Here is a 24,478-nt window from a genome sequence, read left to right as displayed (position 1 = left end):
CCCCGCCTTCACCCGCCGGCCGCCGCCCGGCCTCCTCCGCCTCCATCCGGTGTGACCTTCGCCGCTCCGGGCGATGGGGGTGTGCAGCTTGGTTACCCGTAAGTAGCATGTCGGTGTGAAGCGTCCCTGGGGGCGCCACGCAGCAGTGCCACCCCGCACCTGGAGGAGAGCCAACGTGCCTCGTACCGCTAGGGACGTCGTCTTCGTCGACGGCGTCCGCACCCCGTTCGGCAAGGCGGGCCCGAAGGGCATCTACCACGAGACCCGCGCCGATGATCTCGTCGTGAAGGCCATCCGGGAGCTGCTGCGCCGCAACCCGGACCTGGACCCCGCGAAGATCGACGAAGTCGCCATCGCCGCCACCACGCAGATCGGCGACCAGGGCCTGACCCTGGGCCGTACCGCCGGCATCCTCGCGGGCCTCCCGCAGTCCGTGCCCGGCTACTCCATCGACCGTATGTGCGCCGGTGCCCTGACCGCCGTCACCGCCACCGCGGGCTCCATCGCCTTCGGCGCGTACGACGCCGTCATCGCCGGCGGTGTCGAGCACATGGGCCGCCACCCCATGGGTGAGGGCGTCGACCCGAACCCCCGCTTCGTGTCCGAGAAGCTCGTCGACGAGTCGGCCCTGTTCATGGGCATGACCGCGGAGAACCTCCACGACCGCTACCCGCACATCACCAAGCAGCGCGCCGACGAGTACGCCGTGCGCTCGCAGGAGAAGGCGGCGAAGGCGTACGCGAACGGGAAGATCCAGCAGGACCTGGTCCCGATCTCGGTGCGCAACACCAACTCCGAGGTCGGCGAGACCGGTTGGGGCCTGGTGACCTCCGACGAGCCGATGCGCCCGGGGACCACCCTGGAGAACCTCTCCGGCCTGAAGACGCCGTTCCGTACGCACGGCCGCGTCACCGCCGGTAACGCCGCCGGTCTCAACGACGGCGCCACCGCCTCGATCATCGCCTCCGAGGACTTCGCCCGGGAGAACAACCTCCCGGTCAAGATGCGCCTCGTCTCCTACGCCTTCGCGGGCGTGGAGCCGGAGGTCATGGGCTACGGCCCGATCCCGGCGACCGAGAAGGCGCTCGCCAAGGCGGGCCTGGGCATCGGCGACATCGGCCTGTTCGAGGTCAACGAGGCGTTCGCCGTGCAGGTGCTCGCCTTCCTCGACCACTACGGCATCGCCGACGACGACGCGCGCGTCAACCAGTACGGCGGCGCGATCGCCTTCGGTCACCCGCTGGCCTCCTCCGGCGTCCGGCTGATGACGCAGCTGGCCCGCCAGTTCGAGGAGCAGCCGCAGGTCCGCTACGGCCTGACCACGATGTGCGTCGGCTTCGGCATGGGCGCGACGGTCATCTGGGAGAACCCGAACCACAAGGACGCCGGAGGCAGCAAGTGAGCACCACCACCACCGCCGAGCTGCTGAAGGGCGCGGCCGAGCTGTTCCCCGACGAGGTCGTCACGTCCGCGCACGTACGCCACCTCGACCTGCCGTTCGGCGCCGGGCGCTTCGCGCTCGTCACGCTGGACAACGGCTTCGACCACACCAAGCCGACCACCTTCGGCCCGGGCTCGCTGGCGAACCTCAACGCCGCGCTCGACCAGGTCGAGAAGGAGGCCGCGGACGGCGACATCGTCGGCGTCGGCCTGACCGGCAAGCCGTTCATCTTCGCCGTCGGCGCCGACCTCAAGGGCGTCGAGCTGCTGAAGAACCACGACGACGCGCTGGCCATCGGCAAGGGCGGCCACGAGGTCTTCAAGCGGCTGTCCGGGCTGGCCGTACCGACCTTCGCGTACTACAACGGCGCGGCCATGGGCGGTGGCGTCGAGGTCGGTCTGCACTGCTCGTACCGCACCGTCTCCAAGGCCCTGCCGGCCTTCTCCCTCCCCGAGGTCTTCCTGGGCCTCGTCCCGGGCTGGGGCGGCTGTGCGCTGCTGCCGAACCTGATCGGCGCCGACAAGGCCGTCTCGGTCATCATCGAGAACTCGCTCAACCAGAACAAGCAGCTCAAGGGCCAGCAGGTCTTCGACCTCGGGATCGCCGACGCGATCTTCGAGGGCGCGGACTTCCTGGAGCAGTCGCTGATCTGGACCGCCAACGTCCTCAAGGGCGAGGTGACGGTCGAGCGCGCCGAGATCGACCGCGGTGCGGCCTGGGACCAGGCCGTCGAGCGCGGCAAGTTCATCGCCGACGGCAAGGTGCACGGCGCCGCGCCGGCCGCCTACCGCGCGCTGGAGATCATCGCCGCGGCCAAGAGCGGTGACCTGCAGGCCGGGTTCGACGCCGAGGACGTGGCGCTCGCCGACCTGATCATGGGCGGCGAACTCCGCGCCGGCATCTACTCGTTCAACCTGGTGCAGAAGCGCGCCAAGCGCCCCGCCGGCGCGCCGGACAAGAGCCTGGCCCGTCCGGTCACCAAGGTCGGTGTCGTCGGCGCCGGTCTGATGGCCTCTCAGCTGGCCCTGCTCTTCCTGCGCCGCCTGGAGGTGCCGGTCGTGCTGACCGACATCGACCAGGAGCGGGTCGACAAGGGTGTGGGCTACGTCCACGCCGAGATCGACAAGCTGCTCGGCAAGGGCCGGATCAACCAGGACAAGGCCAACCGCCTCAAGGCCCTGGTGACCGGTGTGCTGGACAAGGCCGAGGGCTTCTCCGACGCGGACTTCATCATCGAGGCCGTCTTCGAGGAGATCGGCGTCAAGCAGCAGGTGTTCGCCGAGGTCGAGGCCGTCGCTCCGGCGCACGCGATCCTCGCCACCAACACCTCCTCGCTGTCGGTGTCGGAGATGGCGTCGAAGCTCAAGCACCCCGAGCGGGTCGTCGGCTTCCACTTCTTCAACCCGGTCGCGATCCTCCCGCTGCTGGAGATCGTGCGCGGCGAGAAGACCGACGACGCCTCGCTGGCCACCGCCTTCGGTGTCGCCAAGAAGCTGAAGAAGACCGCGGTGCTCGTCAAGGACGCCCCGGCGTTCGTCGTGAACCGCATCCTGACCCGCTTCATGGGCGAGATCCAGAACGTCATCGACGAGGGCACCCCGGTCGAGGTCTCCGAGAAGGCCATCGAGCCGCTCGGTCTGCCGATGTCCCCGCTGGTGCTGCTGGAGCTGGTCGGCCCGGCGATCGGTCTGCACGTCTCCGAGACGCTGCACGGCGCCTTCCCGGACCGCTTCACCGTCTCCCCGAACCTCGCGGCCGTCGTCAAGGCGGGCAAGCGCGGCTTCTACGTCTACGACTCCGGCAAGCCGGAGCTGGACCCCGAGGTCGTCGCGCTGCTCAAGCAGGGCGACTCGGTGCTGACGGAGGAGCAGGTCCGCGACCGCGTCCTGGACGCCGTCGCGCAGGAGATCGGCCTGATGCTGGACGAGGGCGTGGTCGCCGAGGCGCAGGACATCGACCTGTGCCTGATCACCGGTGCCGGCTGGCCCTTCCACCTGGGCGGCATCACGCCGTACCTGGACCGCGAGGGCGTCTCCGAGCGGGTGACCGGCAAGAAGTTCCTGGCCCCGGGCGTGGCGAGCGTGCCCGCGTAAGGGTGCGCGACTGACCGCACAAGGCGCGGGCCGGCTCGGCGGAGCCGGCCCGCGCTTTCGCGTTGCCGGGAAGCTGCGCGTGGGAAGGTTGCGCCATGGACTCCTTGGTCATTGTCGATGCCGCGAACGTCGTCGGCTCGGTGCCCGACGGCTGGTGGCGGGACCGGCACGCCGCCGCGGAACGGCTGCGCGACGCGCTGCCCGGCATCGCCACCGCCGGCCTGCCGGGGCTGGCCGAGCCGCCCCTGGACATGGTCCTCGTGGTGGAGGGCGCGGCACGCGGGGTGACCTCGATCGAGGGTGTACGGGTGGTGCCGTCGCCCGGCAGCGGGGACGACCGGATCGTTGCACTGGTGGCGGACGAGGGCGACGGACGGGACTGCCTGGTGGTCACCGCCGACCGCGGGCTGCGCGAGCGCGTCCAGGCGCTGGGCGCGCGGGTGACGGGGCCCCGGGCGGTGTGGGGGCGGCGCGGCGGCTCGTAGCGCCTCTCCCGGGCGCGGCGGCGCCCCGGGCGGGACACCGCCGCGCCGCCCGCTCAGACCTCGGTCCGCTCCACGGGGATCCACAGCTCCGCGTCCGCCTGTGCCGCGTCGGATGACAGGCGGACACGCAGGATCTCGGGTCCCGGCCTGCTCCGGTACGGGTTGGACGGGAACCACTGCGTGAACACGTCCCGCCACAGGTGCTGGAGCGCCTGCGGGAACGGCCCGGAGTTGTCGAAGACGGCCCAGGTCCCCGCCGGGACGGTGAGCGCGTCCAGGTCCTCCGGGACGGCCGCCCCGGACACCACGCCGTGGTAGTAGTCGAGTTCGGTCCCCTCCGCCCTGCTCGGGTCGAGGTCGTCGCTCACCGCGACGATCCCCTCCGGCTCCTGATCCGACAGCGCGCCGATGCGCCGCATCGTCTCCTGATCGATGCTCCGGATGAAGTCGGCTATCGCCGGGTTCACCCCCTCGTGCACGAGAGGTACCCGGGCCTTCTTCCCGACCACCCGGAACTGCTCCTTCTCCACCACTCGGTAGCGCATGCTGCTGCTCCCTTCGACGATGAGCCGGAAGGACATCCGAGGTTGGGAGCGCAACGCGACCCCGGTCCGCCGGGCCTCGCCCGGTCCCACACCGTGCACGGCCCGGAACGCGCGCGCGAACGCCTCCCCCGAGCCGTAGCCGTAGCGCACCGCGATCTCCAGCAGCGTGCGGTCTGCGGCGAGCACCTCGGCCCCGGCGACGGTCAGCCGCCGGCGCCGGATGTACTCCGACAGCCCCATCCCCGCCAGCGCGGCGAACAGCCGTCGGAAGTGGTACTCCGACGTCGTCGCGATCCGCGCCAGTTCGGCCACCTCGATCTGCTGATCGAGATGCGACTCGATGTGTTCCAGGGCCTCGTTCAGCCGCTCCAGCACCTCGGTCTCCTTCCCTTACGGCCACCACGTTAGGAAGGACGCACCCCGTCGGACCCGACATCCTGTGCCCGGTCCGATCAGGCACGACGGGTCGCCGACGCCCCCCTCCCCCGGCACACGGACACTACGCGCAGCCGCCGTACGGGCCGGCACCGCCGTACGGAACAGCCCCGTACACCGTGACCTGCGGGGCGAGCGGAGGGACGGGAGGACGGGCGTGGGGCGGGGGCGGGTGTGCGGCGGGGTCTCAGCCCTTCTCGCTCTGCCGGCTGCGGATGCCGAGGCGGCTGTGCGAGCGCCCGTACAGGAAGAAGACGCCGAAGCCGACCACCATCCAGACCGCGAACCGCGCCCAGGTCTCGGCGGGCAGATTGAGCATCAGCCACAGCGAGGCGGCCACCGACAGCAGCGGCACCACGGGCACGAACGGGGTGCGGAACGAACGGGGCAGATCCGGCCGGGAGCGGCGCAGCAGGATGACACCGATGGCGACCACGACGAACGCGAACAGCGTGCCGATGTTGACGAGTTCGGCCAGCTCGTCGATCGAGGTGAAGCCGGAGACCACGGCGACGACGACGCCCAGCGCGATGGTCGCCCGGTAGGGGGTGCCGTAGCGGGGATGGGCCCGCGAGAAGACCCGCGGCAGCAGCCCGTCCCGGCTCATCGCGAAGAACACCCGGCTCTGGCCGAGCAGCAGGATCATGCAGACCGAGGTCAGACCGACGGCGGCACCGAAACTGATCACCCCCGCGAAGTAGGGCTGGTCGAGGTCCTTGAAGGCATCCGCGAGCGGCGCGTCGGTGGAGAGCCTGTCGTACTTCTGCATACCGGTGACGACCACCGACACCGCCACGTAGAGCAGGGTGCAGATGGCCAGCGAGCCGAGGATGCCGCGCGGTACGTCGCGCTGCGGGTTGCGGGTCTCCTCGGCGGCGGTGGCGACGATGTCGAAGCCGATGAACGCGAAGAAGACCACGGCCGCCGCGCCGAAGATGCCCATGACGCCGAAGTTGGACGGGGTGAAGCCGAAGAGCAGCTGCGCCAGCGGCGCGCCCAGTCCGCCACCGCCGGCGGTGGGCTCGCTGGGCGGTACGAACGGTTCGTAGTTGGCGCCGTTGATCAGGAAGGCGCCGGCGATGATGACCAGCAGGACGACGGTGACCTTGATCCCGACGACCACCGCCGTCACCCGCGAGGACAGCTTCATCCCCAGCACGAGGATGCCGGTCAGCACCAGCACCAGGACACAGGCGAGCAGATCGAAGCCGAACTGTCCCTCGTGGGTACCGGACAGGCCGACGGGGAGGTGCCATCCGGCGCTGTCGAGCAGTGAGCGGACGTAGCCCGACCAGCCGACGGCGACCACCGCGCAGCCCAGCGCCAGTTCCAGGATCAGGTCCCAGCCGATGATCCAGGCCGGCAGCTCGCCCAGTGAGGCGTAGGCGAAGGTGTAGGCCGATCCGGCGACCGGCACGGTGGAGGCGAACTCCGCGTAGCACAGCGCCGCCAGCGCGCACACCACACCGGCCGCGACGAAGGCCAGCGCCACGGCGGGACCGGCCTGCTCCTTGGCGATCTTCCCGGTGAGGACGAAGATGCCGGTGCCGATGACCACACCGACGCCGAAGACGGTCAGATCGAGGGCCGACAGGGACTTCTTGAGTGTGTGCTCCGGTTCTTCGGTGTCCAGGATCGACTGCTCCACAGTCTTCGTCCGGAACATGCCGCTCTGTCGACGTGAATCATGTGGTGTGCCGTGCTGTGTGCTCATGGGCGAACCTCCGCCTGGACGACCCTCGCAACTCTCCTGAACTGACCGAGTCTCCGCAATGTCTGGAAACAGTCAGCTTTGGCGGGCCTCCAGGGGCCGGGGATTCACCCGATGGGGTGTGGCCGCGGGTATGCCGATGGGCCGGGCGGAACATCCGTACGGATGACCGGCCGGCCCATCGCCAGGGTCTGCGGAATCAGTCGCGGGCGACCTCGGCCTGCGCGCGATCGGGAGCGTCCGCGGTGTCCTCCAGGCCGGTCCGTGACAGACCGTCGATCTTGGAGACCAGGCCGGTCACCTGGCGGGCGATGTCCGGTGCGGTGAGCCCGATCTCCGCCAGGATCTCCTTGCGGGAGGCGTGGTCGAGGAAGCGCTCGGGGATGCCGAAGTCGCGCAGCGGCAGGTCCACGCCGGCGTCCCGCAGCGACTGGGCGATCGCCGAACCGACGCCGCCGGTACGGGAGTTGTCCTCGACGGTGACGACCACGCGGTGCTCGGCGGCCAGGCCCGGCAGCGCCTCGTCGACCGGCTTGACCCAGCGCGGGTCCACGACGGTCGTCGAGATGCCCTGCTTGTCGAGGAGGTCGGCGATCTCCAGGCACATCGGGGCGAGCGCGCCGACGGAGACCAGCAGGACGTCGGGCCGCTTGACGCTCTCGTCGGGCGCGCGGAGCACGTCCATGCCGCCGACCCGGCCCACGGCCTCGACGGCGGGACCGACCTTGCCCTTGGAGTAGCGCACGACGGTCGGGGCGTCCTTGACCTCGACGGCCTCGCGCAGCTGGGCGCGCACCTGGTCGGCGTCGCGCGGCGCGGCGATCCGCAGTCCCGGGACGACCTGGAGCAGGGACATGTCCCACATGCCGTTGTGCGAGGCACCGTCGTCGCCGGTCACCCCGGCCCGGTCCAGGACGAAGGTGACCCCGCACTTGTGCAGGGCGACGTCCATCAGCACCTGGTCGAAGGCGCGGTTGAGGAAGGTGGCGTACACCGCGAAGACCGGGTGCAGTCCGCCGGTCGCCAGGCCCGCCGCCGACACGGCCGCGTGCTGCTCGGCGATGCCCACGTCGTAGACCCGCTCCGGGAAGGCCTTGGCGAACTTGCCCAGGCCCACCGGCTGCAGCATGGCCGCCGTGATCGCCACGATGTCGTCGCGCTCCTGGCCCAGCCTGACCATCTCGTCGCCGAAGACGGAGGTCCAGCTGGCGCCCGACGCCGCCACCGGCAGACCGGTGTCCGGGTGGATCACCCCGATGCCGTGGAAGCGGTCCGCCTCGTCCTGCTCGGCCGGCTTGTAGCCGCGGCCCTTCTCGGTGAGGCAGTGCACGATGACCGGGCCGCCGAAGCGCTTGGCACGCTGCAGCGCGGACTCCAGGGCCTCCATGTCGTGGCCGTCGATCGGTCCGACGTACTTCAGGCCCAGGTCCTCGAACATGCCCTGCGGGGCGATGAAGTCCTTCAGGCCCTTCTTCGCGCCGTGCAGCGTCTCGTAGAGCGGCTTGCCGACGACGGGGGTGCGCTCCAGGAGGTCCTTGCCGCGGGCCAGGAACCGCTCGTAGCCGTCGGTGGTGCGCAGGGTGGCGAGGTGGTCGGCCAGGCCGCCGATGGTCGGCGCGTAGGAGCGCTCGTTGTCGTTGACGACGATGACGAGCGGGCGGTCCTTGGCGACCGCGATGTTGTTGAGCGCCTCCCAGGCCATGCCGCCGGTCAGCGCGCCGTCACCGATGACGGCGACGACGTGGTCGTCCTTGCCGCGCACCTGGTTGGCCTTGGCCAGGCCGTCGGCCCAGCCCAGGACGGTGGAGGCGTGGGAGTTCTCGATCACGTCGTGGTCGGACTCGGCGCGCGAGGGGTAGCCGGACAGCCCGCCCTTGGCCCGCAGCTGGGAGAAGTCCTGACGGCCGGTGAGCAGCTTGTGGACGTAGGACTGGTGCCCGGTGTCGAAGAGGACCTTGTCCTTGGGCGAGTCGAAGACACGGTGCAGGGCGATGGTCAGCTCGACCACGCCGAGGTTCGGGCCGAGGTGTCCGCCGGTCTTGGAGACCGCGTCGACCAGGAAGGTACGGATCTCCCCCGCCAGCTGCTCGAGCTGCTCCGGGCCCAGTCGGTCCAGATCGCGCGGTCCCCTGATACGGGAAAGCAACGCCACCCCTGCCTCCTTGCTGTGGTCGAGCTTGCTGCTGTGATCGAGCTTGCCGATCAGATGAGTCTAATGTCGCGCCCGCTGCACCGACGCGCGGGCCTCGCGATGTGTGTCACTCGGGTGACGACGGCTTTCGGCCGGTCGGTTGCGGGGGCCGGTCGATTGCGGGGTGTGACACACACGGCGCCGGCCCCCACCGGATCATGCCCGGTGGGGGCCGGCGCCGTCGAAGCGGCTGGGCGACGCTGCCGCAGCCGGGCGACGACCTGCACCTCAGGTGCGCCCGGTGCGCTGCCGCAGCCGGGCGGCGACCTGCACTTACGTGCGCCCCGCGGTCTTCTGCGTCCGCCGAGAGACCGAGTCGATCACGACCGCGGCGAGCAGCACCGCGCCGGTGATCATGTACTGGATCTCACTGGCCATGCCCAGCAGGTTCAGGCCCTGCTGGATCGACTGGATGACCAGCATGCCCAGCAGCGCGGACCAGATCTTGCCGCGACCGCCGAAGAGGCTGGTGCCGCCGATGACGGCCGCCGCGATGACGTTCATCAGCGTGTTGCCGGCGCCCAGGTTCTTGGTGGCGCCACCGGAGAGGCTGGCGATGAACAGTCCGCCGAAGGCGGCGAGCATCCCGGAGATCGCGAAGACGCTGATCCTGATCTTGTTCACGTTGATGCCGGCCCGGCGGGCCGCCTCGGCGTTGCCGCCGACCGCGAAGATCTGCCGTCCGTAGGTGGTGCGGCGCACCACGAAGTCGGCGATGACCAGCACCGCGAGGAACAGCACCAGGGCCAGCGGCAGCCCGCGGGCACCGGCAGGCTCGTTGAGCACGTAGGCGACCACGAAGCTGATCAGCGCGACCACGCCGGTGCGCAGCAGGATCTCGCTGAGCGGCCGGGACGGCAGTGCGGCGGCCTTGCGGCGCTTGCTGTCCAGCAGGAGCGACGCGGCGTACGCGAGGACCGCGACCAGCGCGAGACCGTACGCGGCGGCCTTGTCCTCGAAGTAGTAGCCGGTGAGGCTCTCCACCACACTGCCGCTCGGCGTGTTGATGGAGCCCTCCTTGCCCATCATCCAGATCTGCAGACCGCTCCAACCGAGGAAACCGGCCAGAGTGACGACGAAGGCCGGCACGCCGATCTTGGCGAAAAAGAACCCATGCAGCGTGCCGATGGCCACACCGGCCACGATGGCGATCAGGACCGCGAGCAAGTCGTTGACGCCGTTGGTGACGCTGAGCACGGCCCAGACGGCCGCGCCGACACCCGCCACCGAGCCGACGGAGAGGTCGATCTCGCCGAGCAGCAGCACGAAGACGATGCCGACGGCCATGATGCCGAGGCCCGAGGTGTAGACACCGATGTTCGCGAGGCTGTCCGCGGACAGGAAGCTGCTGTTCTTGAGCTGGAAGACGACCGCGATGACGACCAGGCCGATGACGACCGGCAGCGAGCCCAGCTCACCGCCGCGCACCCGGCGCTTGAAGTCGTTGAGGTAGCCGGCGATGCCCTGCTCCCGGACGAGGAGCCGGGGGTCGACGGCGGGCGGCTGCGGGGTGTCGACCGCGGCCGGTGCGGCCTCGGCCTCCGGGCCGGCCGGCTCCTTGGTCAGGTCGGTCATGCCCCGGCCTCCTTCTTCACCTGGTCCGTGCGCGCCTTGCGGCGGGTGACGGCGTTGTCCGAGGCGCCGGTGATCGCGGCGATGACCTCTTCGTGGGAGGTGCCCTCGACGTCGAAGACACCGTTGTTGCGGCCCAGCCGCAGCACCGCGACCCGGTCGGCGACGGCCTGCACATCGGCCATGTTGTGGCTGATGAGGATGACGCCCAGACCGCGCTCGCGCAGCCGCTCGACGAGGTCGAGGACCTGCGCGGTCTGCTCGACGCCGAGGGCGGCGGTGGGCTCGTCGAGGATGACGACCTTGGGGTCGCCGATCAGCGCACGGGCGATGGCGACGACCTGCCGCTGGCCTCCGGAGAGCGCGGCGACGGGGATGCGGACGCTGGGGATGCGGATGGACAGGGTGTCCAGCAGCTCCTTGGCGCGCTTCTCCATGGCGATCTCGTCGAGGACACCGGCGATGCGGGTCTCGTTGCCGAGGAAGAGGTTGGCGACGACGTCGAGGTTGTCGCAGAGCGCGAGGTCCTGGTAGACGGTGGCGACGCCGAGTTCCTGGGCGTCGTGCGGCTTGTTGATGCGTACCGCCTCGCCCTCCCACTCGATGGCGCCGTCGTCGACCGGGTGGACGCCGGAGATGGTCTTGACCAGGGTGGACTTGCCGGCGCCGTTGTCGCCTACGAGGGCGACCACCTCACCGGGGTGGATCTCCAGGGTGACGTCCGTGAGTGCTTGGACGGCGCCGAACCGCTTGGAGACTCCGCGCAACGCCAGCACAGGCGTAGCGGACACGTGAATCATCTCCTTCGCCGCCGTCACAACGGCGGGGATGGTGCGAAGAGCGGGGGGCTCTGCGAGGGGATGGGGGTGGTGCGGGTACGGTCCCGCGCCCGCGCCCGGGACAGGTCGGCGCGGGCGGGGGAACCGGTACGGCCGGGGGCCGGTGGCTTGTCGGCCGGGGGCCGGTGGCTGCTGGCCGGGGGCCTTACTTGATGCCGGCCGCCTCGCAGGCCTTCTTGACGTCGCCGGTGCAGATCTGGCTCGCCTTGTAGACCTTGTCCTTGAGGATCGTGGACGCGATGTCGTCCTTGGTCACGATCTGCGCGTCGTAGAGCTTCGCCGGGATGCCCTTGACCTCGCCGCTGAGGCTGTCGACCTTGGCGTCGGTCAGGGAGTCGATCTTCCCGCCCTTGAGGAGCTTGACGGCGATCTCGGCCGTGGAGTCGGCCTGCGGCTTGATCTGCTTGTAGATCGTGAACGCCTGCTCGCCCTTGAGGATGCGCTGCAGGCCCGCCAGCTCGGCGTCCTGGCCGCCGACCGGGACCTTGACGCCCTTCTGCTTGAGGGCGGTGATGATGCCGCCGGCCATGCCGTCGTTGCCGGAGTAGACGCCCTGGAAGCCGTCCTTGCCGAGCGAGTCGAGGGCCGCACCCATCTTCCGGTTGGCCTCGTCCGGCGACCAGTCCGGGATGTCCTGCTCGTACGCGATCTTCTTGACCTGCTTGTCGAGGACGCTGTGCGCGCCCTTCTTGAAGAACGGCATGTTCGGGTCGGTCGGCGAACCGTTGATCATGACGACATTGCTGTCCTTGGCCTTGTCGCCGAGCGCCTTGACCAGCGCCTCGCCCTGGAGGCGGCCGATCTTCTCGTTGTCGTAGGAGACGTAGGCGGAGATGTTGCCCTCGGCCAGCCGGTCGTACGCGATGACCTTGACGCCCTTCTTGGCGGCCTGGTTCACCCACGACTTGGTGGCCTTGTAGTCGACCGCGTCCAGAATGATCACCTTCACACCCTGGGTGATCAGCGCGTCGAACTGCTTCTTCTGGGTCTCGGTCTCCTGCGCCGCGTTGTTGTACTTCACCGTGCAGTCGCTGCACAGCTCCTTGATCTTCGCCTCCATGAGCGGGCGGTCGAAGGTCTCGTAACGCGTGGTCTTGTTCTCCGGCAGCAGCAGGCCGATGGTCTTGTCGTCGCCACCGCCGCCCTTGGCGCCGTCTCCGGCCTTGCCACAGGCGGCCACGGAGAGCGCCATCGATACGGCGGCGGTTCCTATGACGACGCGACGCGTCCAAACGTTCATTTGGGTTGCCTCCCTGACGAGGCCGCGTCGTTGCGGCCGAGGTGGCTGGAAGTCAACTCGGCCGCCAGCCGACCGTCAAGAAGTAAATCCTTAACGAGATGGCAACGGTGCCATGCGTTAGCTGTGTGAACTCAGCGCGCTCACGCTAGGGCGGGCGCGTCCACACCCTGTACGCCGTCGAGCAGGGTCGAATCGCCCATTTCGCTCAGCACCAGCGCCAGTGCGCCCAGCACCTCCGCACGGCCTCCGAGCGTGCCGGGGACGATGCCCAACTGCCGTGCCGCGCTGGGGATCGCGTACCGCGACACCGACTCCCGGATCGGCGCGAGCACCAGCTCACCGGCCTCGGCGAGATCGCCGCCGAGCACCACCCTGCTGGGATTGAGCAGATTGCACAGATTGGCCACACCGCTACCGATATGGCGGCCTACGTCCGCAATGACTCGACGGCAGCCCGGATCTCCCTCGCGCGCCAGCTGGACCACGCGCGGCATGGTCAGATCGGCGCCGTGGCTCGGCTGCAGCAGCGGCAGGACGTACCGGGCCGCGGTGAAGGTCTCAAGGCAGCCGCGGTTGCCGCAGCGGCACACCGGACCGGACTCGTCCAGGGTGATATGTCCGATCTCGCCCGCGGTGCCGCCCGGCCCGCGGTAGATCTGCCCGCTGATCACCAGGCCGGCGCCGACACCGCTGGCGACCTTGATGTACGCCAGGTCGGCGGCCCCGCGGCCACCGCCCCAGACCAGCTCGCCCAGCGCGCCGAGGTTGGCGTCGTTGTCGACGTAGACCGGCACCCCGAGGCGCCCGGAGAGCTCCTGGCTGGGGTTCGTCCCGGACCAGCCCGGCAGGATCGCGGTCGAGCCCAGCGTCCCCGATTCGACGTCGATCGGGCCGGGCACGCCCAGGCCGACGCCGATGACCTTGCCCGGACTGATGCCGGTCGCCGCGATCAGCCGGCTGACCAGCCGTTCCGCCCGGTCGAAGCCCTCGGCGGCGGAGGCGTCCACATCGATCGGCTCGGCCTCCTCGGCGAGCACCTGGTGGGCCAGGTTGCCGACCGCCACCCGCAGATGGGAGTGCCCGAAATCGACGCCCACGACGATGCCCGCGTCGCCGGAGAGCGAGACGCTGCGCGCCCGCCGCCCGCCCGCCGAGGTGGGGGTCACCTCGACGGTCCCGCCGTCCTTCAGCTCACGGACGATATTGGAGACGGTGGCCGCGGACAGCCCCGTGCTCCGGGCGATCTCCGCCTGCGTGAGTGAGCCCGCCATACGCACCGCGCGCACGACCCGCTCCAGATTGGCCCGGTGCAATGAGGACTGCGACCCCGGAGTCTCCATCGACTCATCCACTCCCGTCTCGGGCCGGGGGTGCCTCCCAGCGGGGCTGGGGAGGGCACGACCGCCCGCCGACCGCACCCACACCTTCGGGGGGCGGCTGTCGATTCAACATGTGAACTCTAAGCAGAACGCCCGTCGGGAAGTCTCGTCAAGACGTTGAGCCCGGGATGATCGGGGGGCAGCTCAGATGTGCGGCCCTCGGGGGCGGCTCCGCCGCGGCGGGGCCGCCCCCGAGGGCCGAGCGCGTACCGGGGTCTACTTGATCGCTCCGGCCGTCAGCCCGGCCTGCACCTGCCGCTGGAAGATGAAGTACACCACCAGGACCGGCAGCATCGCGATCATCATGCCGGCCATCAGCCCGCCCCAGTCGCCCTCATAGCCCTGCTGCAGCGCGATGTTGGCGAGGCCCTGGGTCAACACGTACTTGTCCTCGTCCTGGTTGAGGACCATCGGCAGCAGGTACTGGTTCCACTGCCCCAGGAAGTTGAAGATGCCGATGCTGATCAGGCCGGGCTTGGCCATCGGCAGCATCACCTGGAAGAACGTCCGCACGTGCGAGGCGCCGTCGATCATCGCCGCCTCCGCCACCGAGGTCGGCAGGGTGCGGAAGAAGGACGTCATGAAGAAGACGGTGAACGGCAGCGAATAGGCGACATAGACCGCGATCAGGCCCTGGTACGTCGCCAGCAGCGGAATCCCCGGGAAGTCCCGCATCACGAAGAACAGCGGGATGACCAGCATGAACACCGGGAAGGACATCCCGGCCACGAACAGGTAGTAGATGAACCGGTTGCCGGGGAACGTGAATCGCGCCAAGACGTAGCCGGCCATGGAGCCGAGCACCATCGTCCCGATGACCGAACCACCCACCACGACAAGGGTGTTGAGGAAGAACTTGCCGATATTGGCCTTGTTCCAGGCGTTGGCCCAGTTCTCGAAGTGCAGCACGTCCGGCAGCGACCAGGGCGTGGTGAGAATGTCGCCGCTGCTCTTGAAGGAACTCCACAGCACCCACAGCAGCGGCATACCCACCATGAGCGCCCATACGATCAGCATGCCGTGCGAGAAGACGTTGAGTATGCCGCCCTCGGCACCCTTGCGCGGCTTCCCCGCGCTCTTCCCGCCCTCGGCCCGCCGCCCGGCCGTCGCCGGCAGCTTGTCCACCGCGTCGGTTTCCGTCGTCATGCGCCCTGCCCCTAGAACTCGATCCGCTCACGCCGCGCGAAGCGCATCGTGAGGACGGCGAACAACAGCGTGACGATGAGCATGGCGACACCCATCGCCGCCGCGTAGCCGAACTGGCTGTCACGGAAAGCGGTTTGGTACAGCCGGAGCGGTACGACATCGGTCGCGCCGTCCGGGCCGCCCATGTTGACCGACATGATCTGCACCAGCGCGAAGGCGTCCATCGCGATGATGCCCATATAGACCCAGCCCGTCTGCACGGTGTCCCACAGCAGCGGAAGGGTGATCCGGAAGAAGGTGTGGAAGCGGTTGGCGCCGTCCAGCAGCGAGGCCTCGTAGATCTCCCGCGGAATGGAGGCCATGGCGGCGGAGAAGAGCACGACGTAGAAGCCGACGTTCGCCCAGACCATCACCACCATGATGCAGGCCAGGGCGAGACTGCGCTCACCGAGCCAGGAACTCTGCAGCGAATCCAGACCCACCGCGCCGAGCAGCGAGTTGAGCATGCCGTCGTGCGGATCCGGATTGTAGATGTTGAACCAGATCACCGAGATGATGGTGATCGAGATGACCTGCGGGAAGAAGTAGACGAACTTGTAGAACGACGCTCCCCGCACACCGGTGATGACCGCGCCGCGGCGGGCGCGTCCACCGACGTTGAGCATGAAGGCGAAGAACAGCCCCAGCGCCAGCGTCGCGATCGGCACCAGCACCAGCATGACGACGTTGTGCCGCAGCGCGTTCCAGAACTCGTCGCTGTGCAGCAGCTTGTCGTAGTTGTCCAGACCGATGCTCTTGGCGGCGCCGCGCAGGCCGCTCCATTCCGTGGTCGAGATCTGGAATGCCTGGATGAACGGCGAGATCACGAAGATCGCGTAGATCAGCAGAGGCAGGGCCAGGAACCCCACGATGAATCGGTACTTGCCGTGTTGCATGCGCTCCCCGGCCCTCCCTCGTCAGCGGTGGCGGTGTGCTCAGGCCTAGGCCGTGTCTTTCGGATCAGCCCGGGCCCGCGGCGTCTGGCACGGCACCTCGCGGCGTTGTCGCATCCCCCACGGACACCCAGTCCGAGTGAGACGCTCCGCCTTGCGATGCACCGCACCAGACGCCGCGGGCTGATCCGGGCTGATCCAAAAGGCACGGCCTAGCGGCGGAACTTGGTGACGGAATCGTCCTTGGCGAACTCGTCCGCGTACTGCTGGGCCTTTTTGATCCACTCCGCGGCCTTCATGTCACCGGTCAGCAGCTGACTGGTGAGCCCGCCCAGCTTCTCGTCCGTCAGCTTCGGGTACCACTCCGGGAGCTGGATCATCAGCAGGTTCTCGCCACCCTTCTTGACGAGCCCGGCGGCCGAGGAGAGCCCCGGCGAGAGCTGCATACCGTCGGTCGCGCCCTGGACCGAGGTGAGCGACTTGACCTTCGTCGCGAAATTCTGCGCGTGCTTCTTCGACAGCAGAATGCGCAGCAACTCCATGCCGCCGACCGGGTTCTCGCCGCCCTTGGCCACGATGAACGGCTCACTGGGCTCGGCGCGTACGGTGCCGTGCGGCATCTTGTCGCCGCTGCCGCCGTCGAACAGCGGGCCGACGGCCATGCCGAAGTCCTTCGGGGTGGTCGGCGCGGCCTCGTTCTCCACCCAGGAGCCGTTGGGGATGAAGACGGCCTTCCCGCGGGTCCAGGCGGTCTGGGACTGAATGTGCGTCAGCCCCTGGCTGCCTTCCAGGAAGTACTTCTTGGCGGCGAGTTCCTCATAGTGCTCGACGACCTGCTTGACCGCGTCGTTCGAGGTCCAGGCCTTCGGCTCCAGGTTGTCGATGGCGATCCACTTGTCGAGCCCGCCGATCTTGGCGATCTGCGCGAACATAGTGAAGTGGACGTAGTACGGGTACTTGCCCGGGTACGTCCAGGGCGCCACGTTCGCCTTCTTGATCTCCGCACAGAGCTTGATCATGTCGTCGAACGAGGTCGGGTACTCCCAGCCCCGGTCCTTCAGCAGCCGGCTGGAATACCACGTGCCGTAGACGGTGAACGCGTAGTAAAGGACATCGAAGGCATCCTTGTGCTTGCCCTTTTCCAGCGTGCTGGGGTAAAGCGTGTCCCGGACCTTCTTCTTCGGGTCGTCCAGCGAAGGCGCGTCGAGCAGTGTCGTCAGATCCTGCAGCTGGCCCTGCGAGGACAGCTTGTTCATATCCAGGTGGTCGGATCCGGAGTTGTCGATGACGTCCGGGGGATTTCCGCCGGCGAAGCGCGGCTGCAGTTTCGGGCCGACCTGCTGGGTTCCGGTGTGCTTGACCGTGACGCCATAGGTCTTGTTGTAGTCGGCCTCGGCGTCCTTCGCGTACTGGTCGCCCAACCCGCCCTTGAAGATGAACGCCTCCATCGGCACGCCCTTCTTCACGCCGAGCGGGTTCTTCGCCGAGGTCTCGCCCTTGTTCTTGGTGCCGTTGTCGGTGTCCCCGCCACCGCCTCCGGTGGCACACGCCGAAAGCGTCCCCATGGCCGGGACGGCGATGATGCCCAGGGCCGCGGCTCGCTTGACCAGATCGCGACGGTTGAATTCTGAGGTGGATCCCATGCTCAAGTCCTCGCCTTCTTCAGGACTCAGGCGGTGTACCGGAGCCACCCCGGCACCGCGGGTCAGATGAAGCTGAGTTGTACGGGATGTGCACCGGGCGCGCTAGGGATATGCGGGGAAATCATCCGTTCCCTAGCCGTAACCCGGCTCCCCACGGCCTTGGCCGTACGGCCGCTCGGACGCCGACAGGTATAGTCCACTTCCGGCCGAAGGGGCAAGATCGAATGCAGGGTTGGACAGCAGTCTTTCCCTAGTTGAGACCTCCCCGGTATGCGGACGATCCGACCGCCGTCACCCCGCCGGACCACCTTGGGACCCGGCCGGCCCATCGATCGCAGCGGCACCCTTGACACCAAAGTGCCCACGCACCTTACTTATCTCTGTTTATCGTGGCGTCATTCAACTGACAACGATGTCAATCTGGTTGAGAGGGACCGCGTGCGGCTCAGACACCGGCACAGTCCACTGCGGGGCCTCCCCCGCCCCGCCGCCCTCGTGGCGGCCGCTCTGCTCGTCATCACCGCCCACGGCCCGGCCCTGGCCGCGCCGCCCCAAAAGCCCAGTGCGGCAACGGAGTTCAGCTCCTCCTTCGAGTCCGGCGACCCCCGGCCGGACTGGACCGACGGCGTCGAGACCGGGCCCGACGGACGGCCCCGGACCTCCGGCGTCACCCCGCCGACCGCGCCCGCGGCCCCCGGCATGAGCACCGCGCCCGGCACCGGCCCCGCCGACTCCCCCACCGCCAAGGCGCACGCCGGCTTCTCCGGCGGCCATGCGCTGCGCTACGCCGGCACCCACACCGCCGGCGGCCGCGGCTACTCGTACAACAAGATCTTCGATGTCGACTCGCCGGTCACCGCGTCGACGGCGCTCTCGTACGAGATCTTCCCGGAGATGGCGACCACCGACCCGGCCTACCCCGCGACCCATGTCGCCGTGGACCTGGCCTTCACCGACGGCACCTACCTCAGCGAGCTGGGCGCCGTCGACCAGCACGGCGCCCCGCTGACCCCGCAGGGCCAGGCCGCCTCCAAGACTCTGTATGTCAACCAGTGGAACCACCGCGAGTCGCGGATCGGCGCGGTCGCCGCCGGCAGGACCGTCGACCGGATCCTGGTCGCCTACGACGCGCCCGAGGCACCGCGGACCGCACCGGCCTTCCGCGGCTGGGTCGATGACCTCACCCTCGGCCCCAAGGCCCCGGACAAGCCGCTCGCGCACCTCTCCGACTACGCCGTCACCACCCGCGGCACCCTCTCCAGCGGCAGCTTCTCGCGCGGCAACACCTTCCCCGCCACCGCCGTCCCCAACGGCTTCAACTTCTGGACGCCGGTCACCAACGCGGGCTCCTCCGACTGGCTCTACGAATACGCGCGCCGCAACAACGCCGACAACCTCCCCACCCTCCAGGCCTTCAGCGCCAGCCATGAACCCAGCCCCTGGATGGGCGACCGGCAGACCTTCCAGGTCATGCCGTCCGTCGCGGCCGGCACCCCGGACGCCTCCCGCACCGGCCGGGCGCTGCCGTTCCACCACGCCAACGAGACCGCGAAACCGCACTACTACGGCGTGACCTTCGACAACGGCCTCAAGGCGGAGATCACCCCGACCGACCACGCCGCCCTGATGCGCTTCACCTTCCCCGGCGACGACGCGAGCCTGATCTTCGACAACGTCAACAACAAGGGCGGCCTGAGCCTGGACACCGAGCGCGGCGTCGTCACCGGTTTCTCGGACGTCCGCAGCGGGCTGTCCGTCGGCGCCACCCGGCTCTTCGTCTACGGCGTCTTCGACGCACCGGTCACCGGCGGCGGCAGGCTCGAAGGCGGGGGAGGCAAGGACGTCACCGGCTACCTCCGCTTCCGGCCCGGCGCCGACCGCACCGTGACCATGCGGATCGCCACCTCCCTGATCGGCGTGGACCAGGCGAAGGCGAACCTCTCCCGCGAGATCCCGGCCGGTACGGCCTTCGGCGACGTCGAGCGCCGGGCGCAGTCGCAGTGGGACGACCTGCTGGGCCGCATCGAGGTGCAGGGCGCGAGCCGCGACCAGCTCACCACCCTCTACTCCAACCTCTACCGGCTCTACCTCTACCCCAACTCCGGCTTCGAGAAGGTCGGCTCGCGCACCCGCTACGCCTCCCCCTTCTCGCCGCAGACCGGCCCCGACACCCCCACCCGCACCGGCTCGAAGATCGTCGACAGTGCGGTCTACGTCAACAACGGCTTCTGGGACACCTACCGCACCACCTGGCCCGCCTACTCCCTGCTCACCCCCGAGCGGGCCGGGAAGATGGTCGACGGCTTCGTCCAGCAGTACAAGGACGGCGGTTGGATCTCCCGCTGGTCCTCGCCCGGTTACGCGGATCTGATGACCGGTACGAGTTCCGATGTGGCCTTCGCCGACGCCTATGTCAAGGGCGTGGAGTTCGACGCCGAGGCCGCCTATGCCGCGGCCGTCAAGAACGCCACCGTCGCGCCGCCGAATCCGGGAGTCGGTCGGAAGGGCATGAACACCGCGCCCTTCCTCGGCTATACGAGCACCGACACCCGCGAGGGAATGTCCTGGGCGCTGGAGGGCTATCTCAACGACTTCGGCATCGCCCGGATGGGAAAGGCGCTGTACGCCAAGACGCACAAGCAGCGGTACAAGGAGGAGTCGGCGTACTTCTTCCAGCGCGCCCGCAATTACGTCAGGCTCTTCGACGACAAGGTCGGCTTCTTCCAGGGCAAGGACGCCCGGGGCGACTGGCGCCTGCCGCCCGACCGGTTCGACCCCCGCGTCTGGGGCCACGACTACACCGAGACCAACGCCTGGACCTTCGCCTTCACCGCGCCGCAGGACACCCGGGGCCTGGCCAACCTCTACGGCGGCCGCGCCGCCCTGGCCAAGAAGCTGGACGCCTACTTCTCCACCCCGGAGACGGCCGCCAAGGAGTTCGCCGGCTCCTACGGCGATGTCATCCATGAAATGACCGAGGCCCGCGACACCCGTATGGGCATGTACGGGCACAGCAATCAGCCCTCGCATCACATCGCCTACACCTATGACGCGGCCGGCCAGCCCTGGAAGGCCCAGCAGAAGGTCCGCGAGGCGCTCTCCCGGCTCTACCTCGGCAGTGAGATCGGCCAGGGATATCCGGGCGACGAGGACAACGGCGAGATGTCCGCGTGGTACGTCTTCAGCTCGCTGGGCTTCTATCCGCTGGTGATGGGCCAGGGCGAGTACGCGGTGGGCTCGCCGCTGTTCACCAAGGCCACGATCCACCTGGAGAACGGCCGCGATCTCGTCGTCAACGCCCCTCGGAACAACGCGCGCAATGTCTACGTCCAGTCGCTGCGCGTCAACGGCAAGCCCTGGAATTCCACCGCACTCCCCCACAAAATGCTCGCCCGCGGCGGCACCCTGGAATTCACGATGGGCCCGAACCCGTCCGCCTGGGGCAGCGGCAAGAACGCCGCCCCCACCTCCCTCACCCGGGGCGACCGGATCCCGGCACCCGCGGCCGATCTGACCCGCCCGGACGGCGGCGCCCTGTTCGACAACACCTCCGACACCGCGGCGGAGTTCACCACCGCCACGGTCGCGCTCACCGCACCAAAACCGGTGACGTCGTACACCCTCACCTCGGCGGCCAAGGAGAACGCACCCACGTCCTGGGTCCTCGAAGCCTCCGACGACGGCCGGCGGTGGACACAGGTGGACCGCCGCCGCACCGAGTCCTTCACCTGGGACCGCCAGACCAGGGTCTTCGAGATCTCGCGGCCGGGCTCGTACCGGCACTACCGGTTGGTGGCCGACGGCAGGCCGGTGCTCGCCGAGATCGAACTGCTCGGGAACCCATAGACCCGGTCGACCGGTAAGCCCCAGTTGCGGGCGGCGAACGGCGCCTCGGCGTCGCCGGCGCCCGGAACGCGGAACGGGCCGCACCCCCCGTGCTCCGGGGAGTGCGGCCCGTCGTGCGGGACCTACTTGCGGCGGTGCTTACTTACGGATGAGCGACCGCAGCACGTACTGCATGATGCCGCCGTTGCGGTAGTAGTCCGCCTCGCCGGGGGTGTCGATGCGCACGACCGCGTCGAACTCGACACCGGTGTCGGTGGTGACCTTGACCGTACGCGGCGTGGTGCCGTTGTTGAGCTCCTCGACACCGGTGAAGGAGAAGGTCTCCTCGCCGGTCAGACCGAGGGACTCGGCGGACTGGCCCTCCGGGAACTGCAGCGGCAGAACGCCCATGCCGATGAGGTTCGAGCGGTGGATGCGCTCGTACGACTCGGTGATGACGGCCTTGACGCCGAGGAGCGCGGTGCCCTTGGCGGCCCAGTCACGGGACGAGCCGGAGCCGTACTCCTTGCCGCCCAGGATGACCAACGGCGTGCCCTGCGCGATGTAGTTGCGCGAGGCGTCGTAGATGAAGGCGACCGGAGCCGCGTCAGCAGTCGCAGCCTGCGTGAAGTCGCGGGTGTAGCCGCCCTCGGTGCCCGGCGCGAGCTGGTTGCGCAGGCGGATGTTGGCGAACGTGCCGCGGATCATGACCTCGTGGTTACCACGGCGGGAGCCGTAGGAGTTGAAGTCGCGACGCTCCACACCGTGCTCGGTCAGGTACTGACCGGCCGGGGTGTCGGCCTTGATCGCACCGGCCGGGGAGATGTGGTCGGTGGTGACCGAGTCGCCCAGCTTGGCGAGGACGCGGGCGCCCGTGATGTCGGAGACCGGGGTGGTCTCCATCGTCATGCCCTCGAAGTACGGGGGCTTGCGGACGTAGGTGGACTCGGCGTCCCACTCGAAGGTGTTGCCGGTCGGGATCGGCAGCGCCTGCCACTGGGCGTCGCCCGCGAAGACGTCCTGGTAGGACTTGTTGAACATGTCCTCGCCGATGGCGTTGGCGACGACGTCGTTGACCTCGGCCTCGGTCGGCCAGATGTCGGCCAGGTAGACCGGCTTGCCGTCCTGGTCGGTGCCGAGCGCGTCCTTGGTGATGTCCACCTTCATCGAACCCGCGAGGGCGTACGCGACGACCAGCGGCGGGGACGCCAGGTAGTTCATCTTGACGTCGGGGTTGATCCGGCCCTCGAAGTTGCGGTTGCCGGAGAGCACCGAGGTCACGGCCAGGTCGTGCTCGTTGACCGCCTTGGAGACCTCCTCCGGCAGCGGGCCGGAGTTGCCGATGCAGGTGGTGCAGCCGTAGCCGACGAGGTTGAAGCCGACCTTGTCGAGGTACGGGGTCAGACCGGCCTTGTCGAAGTAGTCGGTGACGACCTTCGAGCCGGGCGCCAGGGTGGTCTTGACCCACGGCTTGCGGGTCAGGCCCTTCTCGACCGCCTTCTTGGCCACCAGCGCGGCGGCGACCATGACGTACGGGTTCGAGGTGTTGGTGCAGGAGGTGATGGCCGCGACCGTCACCGCACCGTGGTCGATCTCGTAGGTCGAGCCGTCGGGGGCGGTGACCGTGGTCGGGCGGCTCGGCACGCCGTTGACGGCGGCCGGGGAGTCGGAGGCCGGGAAGGACTCCTGGCCCGCCTCGTCGGCGTCCGACACGTAGTTCAGCACGTCGCGCTCGAACTGCGTGGCGGCCTCGGCGAGGACGATGCGGTCCTGCGGGCGCTTCGGGCCGGCGATCGAGGGGACGACCGTGGAGAGGTCCAGCTCCAGCTTCTCGGAGAAGTCGGGCTCGGCGGCCGGGTCGAGCCAGAGGCCCTGCTCCTTGGCGTACGCCTCGACGAGCGCGACCTGCTGGTCGCTGCGGCCGGTCAGGCGCAGGTAGTTCAGGGTCTCGCCGTCGATCGGGAAGATCGCGGCGGTGGAGCCGAACTCCGGCGACATGTTGCCGATGGTGGCGCGGTTGGCGAGCGAGGTGGCGGCGACGCCCTCACCGTAGAACTCGACGAACTTGCCGACGACACCGTGCTTGCGCAGCATCTCGGTGATGGTGAGCACCAGGTCGGTGGCGGTGGTGCCCGGCTTCAGCTCACCGGTCAGCTTGAAGCCGACGACGCGCGGGATGAGCATGGAGACCGGCTGGCCGAGCATGGCGGCCTCGGCCTCGATGCCGCCGACGCCCCAGCCCAGCACGCCGAGGCCGTTGACCATCGTGGTGTGCGAGTCGGTGCCGACGAGGGTGTCGGGGTAGGCCTGGCCGTTGCGGACCATGACCGTGCGCGCCAGGTGCTCGATGTTCACCTGGTGGACGATGCCGGTGCCCGGCGGGACGACCTTGAACTCGTCGAAGGCGGTCTGGCCCCAGCGCAGGAACTGGTAGCGCTCCTTGTTGCGGCCGTACTCCAGCTCGACGTTCTGCTTGAAGGCGTCGTTCGTGCCGAACTTGTCGGCGATGACGGAGTGGTCGATGACCAGCTCGGCGGGCGCGAGCGGGTTGATCTTCGCCGGGTCGCCGCCCAGCTCCTTCACGGCCTCACGCATGGTCGCGAGGTCCACGACACACGGGACGCCGGTGAAGTCCTGCATGATCACGCGGGCCGGCGTGAACTGGATCTCCTGGCTGGGCTGGGCCTGCGAGTCCCAGCCACCGAGCGCCCGGATGTGGTCGGCGGTGATGTTCGCGCCGTCCTCGGTGCGGAGCAGGTTCTCCAGCAGCACCTTCAGGCTGTACGGCAGACGGGCGGCGCCCTCCACCTTGTCCAGCCGGAAGATCTCGTACGACTCGTCGCCCACCTGCAGCGTGCTGCGGGCGTCGAAGCTGTTCGCCGACACGACAGTCTCCTTCATGCATGAATTCGCGCGTACCTCCGCAATCCTGCCGTCACAGGTCCTTGCCCCATCCGCTAAGGTGAGCCTAAGTTAGGCATGCCTTACTGGCGCGGCGGCG

At 68.9% G+C, this 24,478-nt stretch carries 15 protein-coding genes; 4 read left to right on the top strand and 11 right to left on the bottom strand.

Translation table 11 applies throughout. The annotated features are described in order from the left end of the window. Positions 1–175: 175 nt before the first annotated feature. The 3 genes from WAB15_RS31305 (at position 176) to WAB15_RS31295 (ending at position 4,019) form a co-directional block, all read left to right on the top strand. Complete coding sequence (locus tag WAB15_RS31305; RefSeq protein WP_399146228.1) at positions 176–1,402, top strand: thiolase family protein; 1,227 nt, start codon at positions 176–178, stop codon at positions 1,400–1,402. Beyond that, complete coding sequence (locus WAB15_RS31300; protein WP_399146227.1) at positions 1,399–3,534, top strand: 3-hydroxyacyl-CoA dehydrogenase NAD-binding domain-containing protein; 2,136 nt, start codon at positions 1,399–1,401, stop codon at positions 3,532–3,534. The genes WAB15_RS31305 and WAB15_RS31300 overlap by 4 nt, the downstream gene beginning before the upstream one ends. 95 nt (positions 3,535–3,629) lie before the next feature. Beyond that, positions 3,630–4,019 carry an NTP pyrophosphohydrolase gene (locus WAB15_RS31295; protein ID WP_399146226.1) on the top strand — a complete coding sequence of 130 codons (390 nt, stop codon included), beginning with the start codon at positions 3,630–3,632 and terminating at the stop codon, positions 4,017–4,019. Between the two features lie 53 nt (positions 4,020–4,072). On the opposite strand, the gene WAB15_RS31290 is transcribed toward WAB15_RS31295, so the two are convergent. The 10 genes from WAB15_RS31290 to ngcE form a co-directional block, all read right to left on the bottom strand. Further along, entirely contained in the window at positions 4,073–4,939 is an 867-nt protein-coding gene (locus tag WAB15_RS31290; protein WP_407288270.1) for a GyrI-like domain-containing protein, read from the bottom strand. A gap of 247 nt (positions 4,940–5,186) precedes the next feature. Continuing rightward, on the bottom strand, positions 5,187–6,713 hold the full coding sequence (locus WAB15_RS31285; RefSeq protein ID WP_399146224.1) for an amino acid permease: 1,527 nt from the start codon (positions 6,711–6,713) through the stop codon (positions 5,187–5,189). 196 nt (positions 6,714–6,909) lie between these two features. Further along, positions 6,910–8,862: a 1-deoxy-D-xylulose-5-phosphate synthase gene (gene dxs, locus WAB15_RS31280; protein WP_399146223.1), complete on the bottom strand. Its 1,953-nt coding sequence runs from the start codon at positions 8,860–8,862 to the stop codon at positions 6,910–6,912. Between the two features lie 312 nt (positions 8,863–9,174). After that, a complete protein-coding gene (locus tag WAB15_RS31275) occupies positions 9,175–10,476 on the bottom strand; it encodes a sugar ABC transporter permease (RefSeq protein WP_399146222.1) in 1,302 nt (433 codons plus the stop codon). After that, the gene (locus tag WAB15_RS31270) at positions 10,473–11,273 is read right to left on the bottom strand and encodes an ATP-binding cassette domain-containing protein (RefSeq protein ID WP_399146221.1); all 801 of its coding nucleotides are present in this window, start codon (positions 11,271–11,273) and stop codon (positions 10,473–10,475) included. Before WAB15_RS31270 ends, WAB15_RS31275 begins: the two co-directional genes overlap by 4 nt. 184 nt (positions 11,274–11,457) lie before the next feature. Further along, the gene (locus WAB15_RS31265) at positions 11,458–12,552 is read right to left on the bottom strand and encodes a substrate-binding domain-containing protein (RefSeq protein WP_407288269.1); all 1,095 of its coding nucleotides are present in this window, start codon (positions 12,550–12,552) and stop codon (positions 11,458–11,460) included. A gap of 140 nt (positions 12,553–12,692) precedes the next feature. Then, the gene (locus tag WAB15_RS31260) at positions 12,693–13,892 is read right to left on the bottom strand and encodes an ROK family protein (protein WP_399146219.1); all 1,200 of its coding nucleotides are present in this window, start codon (positions 13,890–13,892) and stop codon (positions 12,693–12,695) included. Positions 13,893–14,147: 255 nt separating this feature from the next. Further along, positions 14,148–15,077 (bottom strand): carbohydrate ABC transporter permease, encoded by a 930-nt coding sequence (locus WAB15_RS31255; RefSeq protein WP_407288268.1) that lies wholly within the window; start codon positions 15,075–15,077, stop codon positions 14,148–14,150. 11 nt (positions 15,078–15,088) lie between these two features. Then, entirely contained in the window at positions 15,089–16,012 is a 924-nt protein-coding gene (locus WAB15_RS31250; RefSeq protein ID WP_384431484.1) for a carbohydrate ABC transporter permease, read from the bottom strand. Between the two features lie 209 nt (positions 16,013–16,221). Further along, positions 16,222–17,652 (bottom strand): N-acetylglucosamine/diacetylchitobiose ABC transporter substrate-binding protein, encoded by a 1,431-nt coding sequence (ngcE, locus tag WAB15_RS31245; protein ID WP_399146217.1) that lies wholly within the window; start codon positions 17,650–17,652, stop codon positions 16,222–16,224. Between the two features lie 438 nt (positions 17,653–18,090). Here ngcE and WAB15_RS31240 point away from each other — a divergent pair, with 438 nt between their 5' ends. Next, the gene (locus WAB15_RS31240) at positions 18,091–21,498 is read left to right on the top strand and encodes a GH92 family glycosyl hydrolase (protein ID WP_407288267.1); all 3,408 of its coding nucleotides are present in this window, start codon (positions 18,091–18,093) and stop codon (positions 21,496–21,498) included. Between the two features lie 138 nt (positions 21,499–21,636). Here WAB15_RS31240 and acnA read toward each other — a convergent pair whose 3' ends face one another. Next, positions 21,637–24,363, bottom strand: a complete 2,727-nt coding sequence (gene acnA / locus WAB15_RS31235) for an aconitate hydratase AcnA (protein WP_407288266.1) — start codon at positions 24,361–24,363, stop codon at positions 21,637–21,639. Positions 24,364–24,478 lie beyond the last annotated feature (115 nt).

The organism is Streptomyces sirii (genome assembly GCF_045690365.1).
Classification (GTDB): domain Bacteria; phylum Actinomycetota; class Actinomycetes; order Streptomycetales; family Streptomycetaceae; genus Streptomyces; species Streptomyces sirii.
The sequence above is the reverse complement of the archived record's forward strand: the minus strand, read 5'-3'. Positions and strand labels throughout refer to the sequence as shown.